Source organism: Deltaproteobacteria bacterium (assembly GCA_022340465.1).
In the GTDB taxonomy this organism is placed as follows: Bacteria; Desulfobacterota; Desulfobacteria; order Desulfobacterales; family B30-G6; genus JAJDNW01.
In genome coordinates this window covers 36,389-53,041 of the sequence record JAJDNW010000034.1, presented here as the reverse complement: position 1 = coordinate 53,041, position 16,653 = coordinate 36,389, and the positions used below count along the sequence as shown (strand labels likewise).

Here is a 16,653-nt window from a genome sequence, read left to right as displayed (position 1 = left end):
AGCGCCTGCGGCGCCTTTTTTGCCGAGGGTTCGAATCCGACTTCGCTCTGCGAGCTTCGCCGGAGCAGGATAAAGAACTACGGCTTCACCCTCAGACGCCTTGACTCTGAAGCCCTCAGGCTTTTGCAGCCCTATTGTTGGCGAAAGCTTTCATTAAAATGATTAATTTCTTTTGTTGTTGGTGAAGTATTTCTTATTTCTTTTTTAAAATAATCGATTGATATTTTCAGGATATGATTATCTAACTTAAAATTATTCCAGCCCAAAGACCGAATTCGTCGATTTGTTTTTAAAGAAGGCATCTTAGGATCGGCATCATAACAAATTCTCATGCTTCTGATAAGACTAGGAATAACTTCGTCTTCTAATCCTTTCGCAGCTAAGCTCTCAATTAGTAATTGCCTACCCTTACTTTTATTTTTCATTTGTGCCATCCATTCATCATATGATGAAAAACGGTATTGGAAAAGATCGAAAATTCTCTTTGCAAAATTGAATGAAGAGAGACAGCTCTGTTAAGCTTAACGAAAATCAAGGGCAAGAAATCGGGCAACGTTTCTGGCAGGTAAATATTTCTCACAATTGATATTGATCAATTCGCCCCTAATCTATCCGATGTTGGCATAAATAGCAACATGTTTAATTTTTTTTTGAACATATTGTATTTATTATTTAGGTTAGCTTGACAAACCCCTGAGAGAACCATATCATGGGATCCAAGTACAGTGTTCCCGGTTGTCAACCAAAATACATTTGTTAGCCTCGGAATAACTCCGGGGCTTTTTTTATGGGGACTCAGAAAGAAGGTATATATTGAATTTCGAAGCATTTAATTTTCACCCCTTGATCATGGCTGGTGTTTCCGATGCAGGTTATGCAATCCCAACACCCATTCAGACCGAGGCAATCAAACCGATAACTAAACATCGTGACGTGATGGGGTTGGCCCAAACTGGTACCGGAAAAACAGCAGCATTCGTTTTACCGATTTTAAATCGCCTTGTTACTTGTCGAAAGAGCGGCATCCGTACTTTGATTCTGGCGCCCACTCGTGAATTGGCTGAACAGATCTGCCAGGAAATCAAGACCCTTGGGCGGAGAACTGATTTGAATTGTACCACGGTATATGGCGGGGTGAATATCAACCCACAGTTCCAGAAGCTTAAGCGGGCCGATATTGTTGTTGCCTGCCCTGGAAGACTGTTAGACCACATACGCCGTCATACGATCGATCTTTCCCGACTGGATGCGCTTATATTGGATGAAGCTGACCACATGTTCGACATGGGATTTCTGCCCGACATCAAAAGTATTTTGCGTCATCTTCCAAAAAGACGGCAAACGTTGCTTTTCTCGGCCACCATGCCAAAAGCCATAAAACGCCTGGCGAATGACATTCTGCAAAACCCCGTTACCATTAAAATCGGCAGCACAAAGCCCGCAGATACAGTCAGTCACGCATTTTATCCGGTGACTCAGGATCTGAAAACAGATCTGTTGTTAAACCTGCTGGATAACACCGAGGCCCGTTCCATTCTGGTATTTACTCGAACCAAACACAGAGCCAAAAATTTGGGAAAAAGACTTTCGGTTTATGGGTACAGGACGGCATCATTGCAGGGAAATTTATCTCAGAACAAACGCCAAGCTGCAATTGATGGTTTTCGTGACGGGAGTTATCAGATTTTGGTGGCAACCGATATCGCCGCACGTGGGATTGACGTTAGTCGTGTTTCACATGTCATCAACTACGATATCCCCTCTACGCCAGAAGCATACATTCATCGCATTGGCCGGACTGGCCGAGCCACCCGCAGTGGTGAAGCATTCACCCTTGCCACCGAGAACGATAGAGATATGGTTCGTGCCATCAGCCGAATGATCGATGCTGAAATCGAACAACGAACCCTACCGACCTTTAGCTACAAACCGGTGCCATCATCCCCTAAGCGGAAGCCACGGCGGTGGTCAATGAAAATCTAATCGCCATGCAGGATAGCCGAAGGCTTAATTGCACTTGTCATTGGTGAAAACCTTTCTAACGGGCCGTATTAATACACTTAAAAAGCAATCTATAAATATTATAATAAAATTCAATTATATAGCTTGCTATTCTGACAAACCGTGTTATTCTTTGAGTATTCAAAAAGGCCCTGCTGCAATCAATGTGACTGTGAACTAATCATCTGTCTAAATTGAACATAGAGGGCATCCTGTCATAACAAGATGACGGGTGCCCTTTATCATTTCTACACATAGCTTCGGGTCAGATCAAACATCGCACGCCAATTTTATCCGATCGTTCCATATTTAGATGTATGGTGGGGCTTTCTGAATTGAAAGGAAATAAAATATGGCAAGGTCAAATTATCAATTCAAAAAGCGTCAAAAAGAAATTGCAAGAATGAAAAAGAAAGAGGAAAAAAGGCAACGAAAATTGAATAAAAGTAAAGAAAGCTCCGAGGAATCCGAAAATCAACAGTAGGGTTGAAGATAGTTTTAGTAAAATACCATGTTGAAAAGGAGAAGAAGAATGCTTCAGAAATATTTGATCTCTATCGATTATGAAAGCAATATTCTTAAAATTGGCGAGTATGCAATCATTGACAAGGTTCCTAAAAAATTTGACTCCCTGGCTTTGACAAAGGATTATTATTCCTTACTTGGAGAAGAAACATATGACCGCGACGATATTCTTCAATTGATCTCCAAAGGAAATAGTTCATTGATTGCAGCCCTTCGAACGAGGAACTTCTTTCCTATCGAAGCATGTGCCCAAAAAATTGCTACAACTATTAAGAAGCTGTATCAATCTTCAACCAAGAATACCGCTGAGCTGTTTTTTAACGACATGGAAGTGCTACCGGATAAAGAATAAAGCAAATAAATTATGTAGCCTAAAATAATTTTGATTTCAATTCCTGCACAATTTATGTAAAGCTGTCTTACATGTTATCGATTACCCTCATTATGAAAGTTTTCCAATCTAGAATTTCAATTTAACCCTAACGTTGCATAAATTTACTGACTCTTTTCTTAAGCCGCTTTCTGCAGTACATTCAAAAAATGCATTAGATTTTTGAGGACATACTTGTTTCCGACCGTTAGCCATTTTTCATGGGCGCAATCGAATAAATTTTCATGCTTTTTTTCCCGTACAAACTGTGTGCAGCCATTGAACACTCCCCGCAGCAAGCTTAAGGGGAATCTTCACCGTAAGGAATGCTATCAATTATGATTCGCTCGCTTACCCTGCAGCAAGCTGCAGCGTAAGCGAGCGCTATCTTGGTTCAAGTGAACGCTACAAAGCCGCACCGGTTCTATTTTGTGAAATTCGCTTGACATGAAAGACGATTTTTGTATTCTGTGTCCCATTTCCAAGTAGCATACGAATACTCAACACTATGGGGTGATGCGAATGAGAGACAGAGAAGCCATTACACAACGAGCGTTAGACTATGTGGAAGGCTGGTATTTGGCTGATGTCGAGAGAATGGACCGGGCTTTATCGCCGCATCTTGCCAAACGGCGAATCGGTTCCGAAGAAGAAATTTGGTCCGTCACAAAGAGCGAGATGCTCACGTTAACAGGAGACGGGAAGGGACGTATCGATGATCCTGAAAAAGGGCGAAAAGAGATAACGATCCTTGATCAAACCGAATCGATGGCTAGTGTCAAAATCGTATCTGAACAGTTTACGGACTATCTGCATCTTGCAGAAGTGACAGATAGCTGGAACATTGTCAATGCCTTATGGGACTACCACCGAGAATAAGCCGGGGGCTTCTGCCATCCAAACGTGGCCATTCTGAGAGTTCACTGAGAAGCCCATATTACTGAGTGGCAGCGCCATGTCCAACTTATCCGGAGAACGGGAGAAGCCACCAGTGCCGATTTTGGGCAGGCTCGAAAGAGGCTGACGTTGTTGAAACCCGGCAAACTTTCCCTTGTTGGCTATGTTGCCCGGATATCACCATTCTTAGTTAGTAAAACAGGATATTGGATTATAACCACCATGTTCTTTGAGCGGCATTGAGGTGAATATGGACGGCATTGTATTAGACACGTTGGAATTTGCGCCCGACCGCGATGCGATGATTGAGAAGATGCACCTGAAGGAGGGCCGGCCCGAAACCGAAAGATTCCGGGAAATGGCGCTGGAGGCGCAAAAGGCGTCGGCGCCGAAAGCATTCTACAAAATAAGCCGAATACGGTCCCGCCTTCCGGAAAGTGTGGTTGTCGACGACCAGGAATTGGAAAGCCGCATCCTTAGCGTCAACACCGAAAACCTTCACCGGACCTTTCCGTTTGTGGTGACCTGCGGCACCGAGTTGACCCGCTGGGCAGATACATTTACCGACATGCTGGATAAGCTTTTCGCCGACGAACTCAAAATGGCGGCCTTGAGATCGGCCATGCGTCAACTGCAGGAGGATATCAAGGCAAGATACCACACAGGGGAATTGAGCCAGATGAACCCCGGGTCCCTGGAGGACTGGTCGATCTATGAGCAGAAAAAATTATTCGCCTTGCTGGGAAACGGGGCATCACGCGTCGGCGTCGAGCTTCTCAGCAGTATGGTGATGTATCCGGACAAATCCGAATCGGGCATCTTTTTTGAAAAGGAGAAAAAATTTGTCAACTGCCGGCTTTGTCCGACAGAAAAATGTCCTTCCCGGCAAGCTGCCTACGACAGTGGATTGTATGACCGTGAATATCGCTCTATCGAACCCTAAATTAGAACCAGAACCAATCCCATCCAAGTGACCGGTGCCATCGGTGCGGCACTGATAGCCGTCGATGTAACGAAAAAAGGATAATTAGGGACTGTTCCAAATAAATAGTGCCCATTTCGATTATGTGTGGAGAGGTAGCCATTTTTGATGCAATCAACTCCCTTGCAAATGCATGCAACTTCTGGAGGGCTGTCTTGAAAGCCCTGGAAGGAAAACAATTACGCTGAGAACAAAAGAAAAATACCATGAGGATCTTTTTCCATGAAGCCGAATATATACATCGGCGGCGAACGTGGCGGCCGGGATAAATGGAATCCCATGGGTGTAGCCATTGCTTTCGGGCACCCCAACGGAGTCTCAGGAGCAAGGGTTGCCATGTTCACCATGCGCGGACTGATGCACAACGGCGGCCGGTATGGATTTTTCAGTTCCTGCTGCGGCGGTGGACTGGGCGTGGTGTTCTTGATTGAAAACCTGAGACGATAAAGAAAGGAGAACTCACTATGAAAATCGATGATATCATTATTAAATCAAGACTTTGCGACATGATCGGAATTAAGTATCCCATTATCCAGGCGGGCATGGGCCCTTTCAGTAACAACAATTTATGTGTTGCCGCTGCCAACGCAGGCGTGCTTGGGCTTCTTTCCACCAGCGGCCTCTTCAACAAGCATGACCAGCCCTGGATCTATAACGCCTTTTGCGACACCGGGGAGGCGAACCGCGACGACGATATGGGAACAGTGCTGGGATCGGTCCTGAAGCGAACCCACCGCCTGGTCAAAGACAAAGGCGGTGTCTTCGGTCCAAATGTGATGGTATCGGCGGAGCTCAAAGAACAAGCAAAAATTATGATCGAAACGGCCATAAGGGTACGGGAGGAAAATCCCGAAATGAGAGATACCCTTAAGGTGATGTATACGTCAGCCGGTGACCCAATGGGCTGGGGAGAAATGATCAAAAAAGCCGGATTTACCTGGATTCATATCATCCCCTCCGTTAGAGCAGCGTTGCGCTGTAAAAAGGCAGGGGTTGATGTCATTGTCGCCTCAGGTCATGAAGGCGGCTTTCATACACACTGGGAACCGCTTCACTCAATGGTGCTTTTTCCCGCAGTGGCCGAGGCCGTCTCTGATGAAAACACGCTCGTGGTCGGTGGAGGAGGCGTCGGTGACGGAAAGAGTCTGGCAGCCACCCTGGCCTTGGGCTGCGATGGCGCGTTGATTGGAACCCGCTTCCTTGCAACACAGGAGAGCGATTTCCCGCTTCTCTGGAAGCAAGCGGTTGTGGACGCACAAGACCGTGGTACATTGGTCGCGCGTGGTTATGTGGGCCCGGCCCGTTGGTTGAGAAACCCCAGAAGTGAAGAGCATGCAGCAAACACCCTTAAAAAATCGCCAGGTGTGTATCTCGGAACGCCTGATGGCTACCAAAGCACGGAAGCCATGTCGCTTATTGAATACGAGAACGAGTCGATCAAGGCTGTGTATGAGGGGAACAAGGAAAAGGCCATGATGGCCGGCGGTGAGGTTGCCCAGCGCATCAATGACATGCCTACGGTTGAAGAATTGGTCCAGAGAATCGTTAAAGAAGCGGAAACCGCTTATGCAGATCTGTCAAATAAGTTTTCTAAGTAGGGACTGAATGCTGTCAGGGATAAAGGGGATCAAACCTACCGTTGGAAAATTTACACTGATGACGCAGCTCTAAATGTTCAAACTCACCTCTCCGCAATGGCGGATGAAATCTGCGTGATTGCATTTTTATACTATTATTGAATAGTAAAAAAGATATTGACAATAGTATATGCAAACCAATATGCTAGTATAAAATTAAATAGAACGAATGGGCAAACCTGTTGAAAGGCGGGGACGCAAAGCCACGGGTCTAAAGTTGACAAAGCAATGACAGCCGGGCTGCCGAACTTATAATTAAGAGCCTTTGGGAGCGTGCGCCTGGAGGCTTTTTGTTTTCAGAATTAAAATAATGTTAACTCAACCTGATTCTCAACCTTGAAGTCAAGTCTTTAAGATGATATGTGAAATTTATCAATTCAAAGAAATGGAATCCATTGAGAAGCCCTAAAACTATATTTGTTATCTTTATGGCGGCGATCCTTGCCAGCTGTGCTGAGACCGCGATGAAAGGATCGTCAGGATTGACTGGGTATAGGGAAACGGGCAAAGCATCATACTATGCTGCGAAATACCAAAATCAACAAACGGCAAGCGGTGAACGACTTGATAATAAATCTTACACCGCCGCACATAAAAACCTGCCATTTGGAACTAAAGTCAAGGTAACAAACATAGAAAATGGTAAAAGCGTAGTCGTTGAGATCAATGATAGAGGGCCGTTTGTAAAAGGGCGCATTATCGATCTTACCCGTTCAGCATTCAGAAAAATTGGTGATTTGAATGCCGGCATTATCAGCGTGCAGATTGAAGTTGTTGATCTGAATTGAGCTCAGGGTTAAATGAGTTCCTGCCTTGCAAAAGCTCGAGGGCATCAGGGTCAACGCGTCTAAGGCGAAGTCGCAATGTCATATGAGCTTAAATCGAATGGGAGAAGAGTTATGAAATTAAAATGCCTTTTAATTCTTGTAATCGTTTCGTTGGCGGCGAATGTATCTGCGATGGAAAGAAAAAAAATCGGGGTAGGGGTGATCATAGGGCAACCTACCGGCATTACGGCAAAATATATGCTTGACGACGACAGTGGTATCGATGCGGGTGCCGGATGGGAGACAAGCCACGATAATTATTTTCACATCTATGGAGATTACCTGTTCCATTTGTATGATGTAATCGAGGTGCCGAAAGGGAAACTTCCCATATATTTTGGGGGCGGTGTCAGATGGGTCCATCGTGAAAATAAGGATGACAAATTAGGAATCCGGATTCCAGGTGGGGTTGAGTATATATTCGAGGATTTACCCTTAGCTGCATTTTTGGAACTGGTCCCGGTACTGAACCTATCCCCGGATACGGATCTGGATGTGGAAGCGGGTACCGGGATAAGGTTTTTTTTCTAAGTAGAAGTGATAAAGTTTATCAGTACAAAAGAAGAATAACTAATTAGAATGATAGGAAATAAGGAGGTGGTCTGAGCCGATGCCAATTGTGCTCATAAATTGGTTAGTAAAAAAAAATAAAAAAACTATTGACAGTAGTATTTACTAGCTACTATGCTAGTGTCAAAAATTGAATAGAACGAATGGGCAAACCTGTTGAAAGGCGGGGACGCAAAGCCACGGGTCTAAAGCTGATAAAGCAATGACAGCCGGGCTGCCGAAACTAGCTGTAAAAGCCTTTGGGGATTTGTGCCTGAAGGCTTTTTGTCTTCAGACCCTCACGCCCCCTCCCGCCCATTTCTTTGCCCTTCCAGCAAAGGGAACTCCCTATTTTGGTGAAAAGAGCAAAATTAAAAAGTTGGGCCGGCCACATCATATCGCACATCCGTTCAGCGATAATAAAACTCGGTTATGCCTGGATAAGACTATCTTTTGCCCCGTGGTTTAAAATAGTTGACAGGATTAAGCACCGGCCGGGTAGTTGTGCGTTTAATGCCTCGTATCGATCTTTTCATCTTTGCTTATCTTTTCTGACATTTGCCCTATTGCTCTCGGGTACGCCCGACGCTGTTTATGCCGATCAGTTCAATTGTTCTGACCCGCCCTACGAAGGGGTGATCGATGGTAACATCCACACTGCCCCGGATAACATCAAGATAGACACAGACTGTACGATCCTAAATTTCCCCTACGGGATGAGCACCAATTTCAGCTTCGACAACAACGATACAACTTCCTATCTTGTCATTTTCGATAATGTTTATCACACCGGGCAGATGTCGTGTAACACCGTTGCCGGTCATACGGTCTGGTTTGTCAACGGCTCGTCTAGCGCCATCCAGGAAGGCTGTCAAAATCTTTTAATTCCGGTGGAGAAAATCGTAAAGCAAAGCCCGGCCGTTTCCGCCACCATCGGTGTGCCCTTCACTTACACACTGACGATTCCGGTCCTCTATGACGCCGGCACAGGGGCTGTTATCGACGACAGCGGATCTCTGAACGAACTGCACAGTGTCATTGTCAGTGACGATCTCAACGCCACGGGCGCAGCCCTGACCTATGTGAGCCATAACGCCTATTGGCAGGGGAGTAATACGTCCGTGTCACCGGCATTCACGAACGCCGGTGGCCTGCTTACGTTCGATTTCGACAGCCTTCCGACAATCCCCGCCGGGAAGCAAATCATTCTGGAAATCACGGTGACCCTGGACGACGACCCGTCGAATGCCCCCGGGACCGTGTTTACCAATACCGCCAAGTGGTCCTTCGGACGACTTATCGACGGTGTGCCTTATGAGCCCCTTCCCGGCGAGTCGGGCGTTTCGGATCCTATGATCATCGCCGAGCCCGATCTAGTGGTCAACAAAACCAGCAGCGAAACGGCCTTGAATCTCGGTGACACGACAACTTTTCAAATCGATGCGCGAAACCTCGGCGGCAGCGATGCATGGAACACCACGATTGTGGACGAAATACCTGCGGAGATGTGCGAATACGATCCTACGACAGGATCGGGCCTCAGTGTTCAGGTTTTTTCCGCCGACGGCGTCACCCCGGTTTCAGGTGTATTGACTCGGGGCATCGACTATTCCGTGACGTATACCGGTGCGCCCCACTGCCGGCTCAGCCTGACCATGGACTCCCCCGCCGCGGTCATCGGCGCTTCCCAGCACATGATTGTCACCTATCAATCCCAGCTCAATGGCAATGTTAGGGACGACGGGTTGGAACTCACCAATATAGCCGGCGCCACCCAATGGTTCAGCGGTGAAGATAGCTTTACCGGCCGCCGCCAGTACGACCGGACGCTCACCGACGGTACACCGGGTGTGGCGGATTCCCAGGACAGTGAGACGGTGACGACCGCACTGGCCGGATACTACTTTCAGAAGACCGTATCCAATATCGACAGCGGCATGGACCCCGCCAGTCTCGCGACTCCGGGCGACAGGCTCCGCTACCGGGTGCGCCTTTTCAATGTCGACCAGACCATCAACAACATCAGCATCGGTGATCAGCTCGACCCGGAAAACTTCGATCTGGCCAGCTTTGCCATGGTGACCCCGCCGCCTGACGGCGCCGACTACTCCTACGATGCCGTTACCGGCCTCTTGCAGATAGACGGTGACGGTGCGCCCCTGAACGTAGCCGTCGGCGACGAACTGATCGTTGAATTCGAGATCACGCTGAAGACGGCCATCGACAGCAGCACCGTGGTCGAAAACCAGGCAACGCTCGACGCCACCGGTATCACGGCCTTGAGCGACGACCCGTATATAAACGGCATCGCCGCTCCCGGCGATCCTGCCGATCCTACAACGGTGATCATCCAGCGGGCGGGTCCCCTGCTGAAAGAAACCACTCAGGAGACGGCAACCATCGGCGAACGGTTCAGCTACCGCATCACGATACCGGCAACCCCCATTGCCTCCTACCTTTACGATGTCCGGATTTTAGACGATTTGAGCCTGTCAGATGCCGATATGAGCTTCGTGAGCGCGACGGTTGTGTCCGGCGGCGCGTGGGGCCTTAGCAATACCGGCAGCACCACCAACCTGGTCATCGAGGACGCGGCTACCGGCATCGACATTCCACCCAACGGTCAGGCGGTTATCGATATTACGGTGGAGCTGCAAAACACAATGCCCAACCAGAGCGGTTTACACTTTGCCAACAGCGCCTCCTACACCTTCAACCGCAGAAACGGCAACAACGCGACGCAAACGGTTGGCGGTGCCGGCGGCACGTTGGATATGGTCATCGTTGAACCGGATCTCTCAGCCGACAAGACGGTTCGTTTCGTCTCGCCGGCGGATAAACTGCCGACCGACCCGGCCACGGCGGGCGATTTTCTCGAATACCGGGTCACCATTTCCAACAATGGCGACTCCCCTGCCTATGACACGAACATCGTCGACACGCTGCCGGCGAATATGTCTCTGGTCGCGGATTCGGCCGCTGCACAAATCGATGACGTCAGTGTTGTCGGCTTTGCAGCGACGCCGACCGTTCTCGTGGACGGCAGTCTCGTTTGGGGGCGGGATAACGGCGATTTAACGCTCGATATCCCTGCCGGCCATGATTTGGTGATCACCTATCAGGTGAGGCTCACATCGGTCACCAGTGCAGACATCGATAACAGTGTCTATGTGGATTGGACTTCGCTTGACGGTGGATCCCTGTCGGAACGCACGGGTACCGGCTGCCCCACGAGTGATGCCCTAGATGATTATTGCTTCGGCCCCGCCTCGATCGGCATCGCCACAAGCGACGACACTTCCATCGCCAAAGCGGTATTCGAAGACTCCTATGCCGAAACGCCGCCCAGTACAGGTGACCCGGTTGTCCGTGTCGGTGACACCGTAAGCTATGATTTGACCCTGAATCTTCAAGAGTATACCACCGGAAACGTGGTCGTGGAAGATGTCCTCCCGGAAGGAATGGCACTGCAAAGCTTCAGCATCATCGGTGGCGACAACTTCATTTATACGTTGTTGGCGCCGCAACCTGCGGCCGGCGCTACCGGGACCCTGCGGTGGGAATTCGGTGATATCACCAATCCACCCAGCGATAACGGAACGCCCATCGATACACTTGTTATTCGGGTTGTGGCAGGCGTGGTTGCCGATGCGGCGCCGGCTGGTGTGAACGAGGACACCAGTATTCGGCTCGATAACCTGGCCCGGCTTACCTACACCGGCGGTGATCCGGTGGCTTATCCCGATCGTTTGACCGCTGCGGATAGGATTGAAGTCCGTCAGCCGCGCATGAGCGTCATCACCAAAGTCGATCAGGGCACCGGGCGGGTCGGCACCGGAACCGCGGCCGACCCCTACCAGGTCGACATCGCCGGCGATGTGATGCATTTCAGGCTGTCATCGTGCAACGAGGGCCTTGCGCCGGCTTACGGCCTGGTAGTTACGGATCAGTTGGCGACGGCGTTTGACGAAAGTGCTCTTACCGCCAATTCACCAGTGGTGACCATCGGCACAACTCCGTTGAGTTCGGGCATCGATTATGCCATCACACTCCCCCCCCGCGGCGGTGAGATGGAGATCTCGCTTCTGAACAATGCCTCCGTGCAGCCGGGTGAATGCCTTTTCGTCGATTACGACATCGGTTTTCATACGGATATTTCGGCTTCAACAAGCTGGAGCAACCAGGCGAGGTTGCTCGAATACAGGTCGCTGCCGCCTGCGGAATCGGGTCGGGTCTACTCGCCCGGGGGTTTGGCGGAAGTGTGGATGACGAATCTTACAAGCGATGAGCAGTTGCTGAAGACGCTCGTGTCATCGGCAGAAGCGACCGTCGGCGACGACGTTGTCTATGAAATCAGAGTGCCCGCCGTGCCTGTCAACACGGCGTTGGAGGATGTCGTCGTCGCCGACAATCTGCACCCGGCCCTGGAATATGTCAATGCCAGTGCGGTGGATGCGGCCGACAATGAGGTGCCGTTGAACGACAGCGGCACCACCCTGCCCGGTGACGTGCGCCTGGGGATCACGAGTATTCCTGCCGGTGGACAGGTCATCATCACGCTGAGAACGCGGGTGGTTAACAACGACCAGGCCAACGCCGGTGACAGTGTCGCCAATACGGCTTCCTACACGTATGCGGATATGCCGGCAGACTTGGATACCGCTTCCACCAGCGCTCCGGTAACCATCGTGGAACCCTTGCTGACCCTTGTCAAGACCGTTGAAAACGTGAGCAACCCGGAGGTGGCGCCGAGTGCCGGGGATATTTTGCGCTACCGCTTGAGCCTCACCGCCGGCGGTGGTGCTTCAGGAGGCAGCTTTGCGGATGCTTTCGACATTTCGATAGAAGATACGCTGAGCCTGGGCCTGGCCTATCAGGCCGAAACCGCGACAGTGGAGGGCATTGACAACATCATTGCCGAGCCGATTGTTTCAGGCGACGGGGTGGGTGACGTTCAGACATTGATTTGGAGTCCGGCCGAGGGCAATGCGGACATCGACGTGGCCGAAGGTACGGTCGTTACGGTTACCTACGACGTACAGGTGCTCGCAGGCGTTCAGGCCGGGCAGGATCTGACCAATAATGCCATCGCCCGGTGGACCGGATTAAACGGTGACAGTGACTTGGAGCGCACCGGATCAGGCACTCCGGCCGTGAACGACTACTTTACCGGTCAGGCCGTTAGGACCACGAGGACCAGACTGGATGTCTCGTTGGTAAAATCGGTTGTCAACGCGACCACCGGAGAAGATCCGGGGCAAAACGCCCAACCCGGAGATACGCTTCGCTACACCCTGGTGCTCACCAATCACAGTATCGTGGCTTTGAGCAATCCAGTGGTGGTGGATGAGCTGGCGGCGCAGTTTGTTCCCGGCAGCCTGCAAATCGTCGACGTTTCCGACGAAGACGCCGACATTACCAGCACCGATGGCGCCGGCGGGGTCAACAACACGGGCATGCTCGATGTTCGCAATCTAACCCTCGATGCCCAGGGGAGCGCCAACGATAGCGTGACCATCGTGTTCGAGGCGACCCTGGCTTCTGCTATCCAAAGCGGCCTGGCGGTTTTGAATCAGGCCCGGGTGACGGCTGACAATTTGACGGCGACACCGAGCAACCAGACGTCTACCCTGATCAGTTCTTCGCCAGCCTTTGACGTCTGGAAAACGTCCCGGGACATCACCGGTACTCCCGATGAGCTAGTGGCCGGCGATTCCCTGCGTTATACCATTACCGTCAAGAATGTCGGCAGCGAGAACAGTGTCAATACGGTTCTGCAGGATCAGATCCCTGCCCACACCACCTATGTTCCCGGAACCACGCGTCTGAACGGGATAGCGGTGTACGATCCTTCTTCCGGCGTCTCTCCGTTGCAAAGCGGCATGCTGATAAACGCTCCCGAGAACACGACCGCGGGCTACATGCGTGCCGATGCTGCGGCAGACGCCACCAATGTGGCAAGGATCACCTTCGACGTGGTGATCGACAGCGATGTCGTCGACGGCACCATTGTCGCCAACCAGGGCTTCGTCGATGCCGAAGGCCAGGGCTCCGGCCCGGTTTCCGGAGAGCCGTCCGACGATCCGGCAACAACGGCTTTGGATGACCCGACCCTGGATGTCGTGGGGAATTTTCCGCTGGTGGATGCCCACAAGACAGTGACGCTTTTAGTTGACAACAACTCGGACGGAATCGTGGATCCGGGTGACGATCTGCGTTACACCATCGTCATCTCCAATTCAGGTGCGGCCCCTGCCACCGGCGTGATCTTCACCGATGCGGTGCCTGCCGACACGACCTATATCCCCGATTCCGTTTACCTGAACGACCTCCCGGTCGGTCAACCGGACGGAGGGAATTCTCCCCTGACCTCAGGCATCGACGTGAGTTCTTCCGACCAGGCGCCGCCTTTGCCGGGCAGCGGTAACGGCACACTGTCAATGGGGGCGACGGCACGGATCACCTTCGATGTTCGGGTGAATGACGGGGTTACGCCTGGAACCATCATCAGTAACCAGGGGGTGGTGAGCACCAATGAGTCGCTAGACGAGCCCACCGATGCCGACGGTATCGACACCAACGGCGACCAGCCGACGCAGGTCGTTGTGGGCGATGCGCAGCTGTTGAGTATCGTCAAAGAGGTGTTTGTAGTCAATGGTGGTGCAGCTATCGCCGGAAGCCAGCTCGAATACGTTATCCGTGTGAGCAACATCGCCAATCGGACGGCCACACAAGTGAGGGTGACCGACGATTTGAGCCCGATGGCCGGGCAGGTGACCTATGTCCCCGGGTCGGCAAGCATGAATGGTTCCCCGCTTGGCGTCAGCTATGCAGACACGATCCTCACTGCCCAGTATGGCGATTTACCAAGCGCCGCTTCGGTTGTGGTGCGCTTCCGTGTGCAGGTTGAATCATCGGTGCCGATAGGAACAACGCTCACCAATACCGGTGTCGTCAGTTGGAATAACGCGAGCCAGACCGCAACGGACGCGGTTAGTCTGGATGTGGGCGGAACACCGAGCAGCGCTACCTTCAATGGCACCGTCTGGCATGATGGCAACCTGAACAGGCAGGATGAGAGCAACGAGCGGCATCTTGAAGGTTGGGCAGTCGAGTTGTATCGCAATGATCAACTGCTCGCAACGGTGCGGACGAATGCCGATGGTACCTATCGACTTTCCGGTGTGGCTCCCAATGCAGGATCTTCCGAACTCTACGAACTGCGCTTCCGTGCCGCGGGTGCCGGGTCACATACCCCTTCGCTGGGTTACGCGGATTCCATATTCACCAATAGTCCGCAGCGCATCAGCGATATAAGCGTATCCCCGGGAGGAATTCTGCAAAATTTAAACCTGCCCATCTGGCCCAACGGTACTGTATACAACTCCATCTCCCGCGTACCGGTACCCGGCGCTTCCCTGTCTTTGGTGAACGCGGCCACCGGCGCCAGCGTGCCGAGCAGTTGTTTTGACGATCCTATCCAGCAGTCCCAGATTACGGCTCAGGACGGCTTCTACAAGTTCGATCTCAATTTCAGCGAGGCCGCCTGTCCCCCCGGCGGTACCTATTTCATAGAGGTGACGCCGCCGGCGAATGGGTACATGGCCGATCAATCCCAGGTCATTCCTCCTGCCAGCGATGCGACCACCTTGCCGTTTTCTGTTCCGGAATGTCTAGGCAGCGTCAACGATGCGGTTCCGGCAACTGCCGAGTACTGCGAGGTGACCGGTTATACAACCGTTCCGCCGGTTGCGGTCCTAGCGCGCACCACCGGAACGACCTATTATTTGAGCCTGCTGCTCAATGATACCAGCATGCCGGGCCAGAGCCAGATATTCAACAACGCCATTCCTGTCGATCCGGTACTGGACGGGGCCGTGGCCATCACCAAAACCTCTTCTTCGATCAACGTTTCCCGTGGAGAGCTGGTGCCCTACACGATTACGGTAAGCAATGTGTATGGTGTGCCGCTGTATGACATCAGCATCGTCGACCATTTTCCGGCCGGGTTCAAGTATATGGCCGATTCCAGCCGGTTGAACGGCAATCGTTTCGAGCCGCAGGTCGACGGTCGTGAACTGAGTTGGGAAAATCTGGACCTGCAGGTCAACGAGACGCTGACTCTCCAGTTGCTACTGGTCGTGGGCTCAGGCGTTTCCGAAGGTGAATATGTCAACAGTGCCTATGTGTTAAAACGTGCCACCAATACCAGAATCTCGGGTGAGGCGACCGCCACCGTGCAGGTCGTTCCGGACCCGGATTTCGACTGCACCGATGTGATCGGCAAGGTTTTCGACGACCGCAACCTGGACGGGTGGCAAGATCGCGGCGAGTTAGGATTGGCTGGGGTTCGTGTAGTGACGGCCCGTGGTTTGATTGCCAGTACCGACAAGCACGGACGTTTCCACATCACCTGTGCAACCGTACCCGATCAAAACCGCGGTAGCAATTTCATACTCAAGTTAGACGACCGCAGCCTGCCGTCGGGTTATCGTTTGACCACTGAGAACCCCCGCGTTCAGCGGGCCACCCGCGGTAAAATGCTGCGCTTCAACTTTGGTGCCACCATCCACCGCGTGGTGCGGCTCGATATCGCCGACGGCGTTTTCGAGCCCGGCAGCAGCACCATGCGCCTGCAGTGGAAGCCCAGACTCGCCATGCTGATCGATGAATTGCACAAAGCCCCGTCGGTCCTGCGCCTGTCTTACCTGGCTGACGTGGAAAGCAAAAGCCTGGTCAATAAAAGAGTGGCAGCATTGAAGAAAAAGGTCAGCCGACAGTGGAAGAAGTCTAACGGTCAGTATCGTCTGAGTATTGAAACCGAAGTTTTTTGGCGGCGGGGCAAGCCGTTTGGGGAGCGTTGAT

General features: G+C 51.5%; 10 protein-coding genes and 2 riboswitches. Of the genes, 9 read left to right on the top strand and 1 reads right to left on the bottom strand.

Annotated features, from left to right (window positions below):
* Positions 1–131: 131 nt before the first annotated feature.
* Positions 132–425: a hypothetical protein gene (locus LJE94_06645; protein MCG6909789.1), complete on the bottom strand. Its 294-nt coding sequence runs from the start codon at positions 423–425 to the stop codon at positions 132–134.
* A gap of 388 nt (positions 426–813) precedes the next feature.
* On the opposite strand from LJE94_06645, the gene LJE94_06640 reads away from it, so the two are divergent.
* The 9 genes from LJE94_06640 (at position 814) to LJE94_06600 (ending at position 16,652) form a co-directional block, all read left to right on the top strand.
* Entirely contained in the window at positions 814–1,983 is a 1,170-nt protein-coding gene (locus LJE94_06640) for a DEAD/DEAH box helicase (GenBank protein ID MCG6909788.1), read from the top strand.
* A 550-nt stretch (positions 1,984–2,533) separates the two neighbouring features.
* Positions 2,534–2,878 carry a hypothetical protein gene (locus LJE94_06635; GenBank protein ID MCG6909787.1) on the top strand — a complete coding sequence of 115 codons (345 nt, stop codon included), beginning with the start codon at positions 2,534–2,536 and terminating at the stop codon, positions 2,876–2,878.
* A 540-nt stretch (positions 2,879–3,418) separates the two neighbouring features.
* Positions 3,419–3,775, top strand: a complete 357-nt coding sequence (locus LJE94_06630; protein ID MCG6909786.1) for a nuclear transport factor 2 family protein — start codon at positions 3,419–3,421, stop codon at positions 3,773–3,775.
* Positions 3,776–4,043: 268 nt separating this feature from the next.
* Positions 4,044–4,736 (top strand): vitamin B12 dependent methionine synthase, encoded by a 693-nt coding sequence (locus tag LJE94_06625; GenBank protein MCG6909785.1) that lies wholly within the window; start codon positions 4,044–4,046, stop codon positions 4,734–4,736.
* A 261-nt stretch (positions 4,737–4,997) separates the two neighbouring features.
* On the top strand, positions 4,998–5,222 hold the full coding sequence (locus tag LJE94_06620) for a hypothetical protein (GenBank protein MCG6909784.1): 225 nt from the start codon (positions 4,998–5,000) through the stop codon (positions 5,220–5,222).
* A 17-nt stretch (positions 5,223–5,239) separates the two neighbouring features.
* Positions 5,240–6,373, top strand: a complete 1,134-nt coding sequence (locus LJE94_06615; protein ID MCG6909783.1) for a nitronate monooxygenase — start codon at positions 5,240–5,242, stop codon at positions 6,371–6,373.
* A 201-nt stretch (positions 6,374–6,574) separates the two neighbouring features.
* Positions 6,575–6,660: riboswitch (cyclic di-GMP riboswitch) on the top strand.
* Positions 6,661–6,840: 180 nt separating this feature from the next.
* Complete coding sequence (locus LJE94_06610; GenBank protein MCG6909782.1) at positions 6,841–7,200, top strand: septal ring lytic transglycosylase RlpA family protein; 360 nt, start codon at positions 6,841–6,843, stop codon at positions 7,198–7,200.
* Between the two features lie 111 nt (positions 7,201–7,311).
* Positions 7,312–7,770: a hypothetical protein gene (locus LJE94_06605; GenBank protein ID MCG6909781.1), complete on the top strand. Its 459-nt coding sequence runs from the start codon at positions 7,312–7,314 to the stop codon at positions 7,768–7,770.
* A gap of 175 nt (positions 7,771–7,945) precedes the next feature.
* Positions 7,946–8,031, top strand: a riboswitch (cyclic di-GMP riboswitch).
* 392 nt (positions 8,032–8,423) lie between these two features.
* The gene (locus tag LJE94_06600) at positions 8,424–16,652 is read left to right on the top strand and encodes a DUF11 domain-containing protein (GenBank protein MCG6909780.1); all 8,229 of its coding nucleotides are present in this window, start codon (positions 8,424–8,426) and stop codon (positions 16,650–16,652) included.
* The last annotated feature ends 1 nt before the right edge of the window (position 16,653 follow it).

Coding starts and splice junctions, on each gene's coding strand:
- LJE94_06645 (MCG6909789.1), bottom strand. CDS start 425: ATGAAAAATAAAAGTAAGGGTAGGCAATTACTAATTGAGAGCTTAGCT.
- LJE94_06635 (MCG6909787.1), top strand. CDS start 2,534: ATGCTTCAGAAATATTTGATCTCTATCGATTATGAAAGCAATATTCTT.
- LJE94_06630 (MCG6909786.1), top strand. CDS start 3,419: ATGAGAGACAGAGAAGCCATTACACAACGAGCGTTAGACTATGTGGAA.
- LJE94_06625 (MCG6909785.1), top strand. CDS start 4,044: ATGGACGGCATTGTATTAGACACGTTGGAATTTGCGCCCGACCGCGAT.
- LJE94_06620 (MCG6909784.1), top strand. CDS start 4,998: ATGAAGCCGAATATATACATCGGCGGCGAACGTGGCGGCCGGGATAAA.
- LJE94_06615 (MCG6909783.1), top strand. CDS start 5,240: ATGAAAATCGATGATATCATTATTAAATCAAGACTTTGCGACATGATC.
- LJE94_06610 (MCG6909782.1), top strand. CDS start 6,841: ATGGCGGCGATCCTTGCCAGCTGTGCTGAGACCGCGATGAAAGGATCG.
- LJE94_06605 (MCG6909781.1), top strand. CDS start 7,312: ATGAAATTAAAATGCCTTTTAATTCTTGTAATCGTTTCGTTGGCGGCG.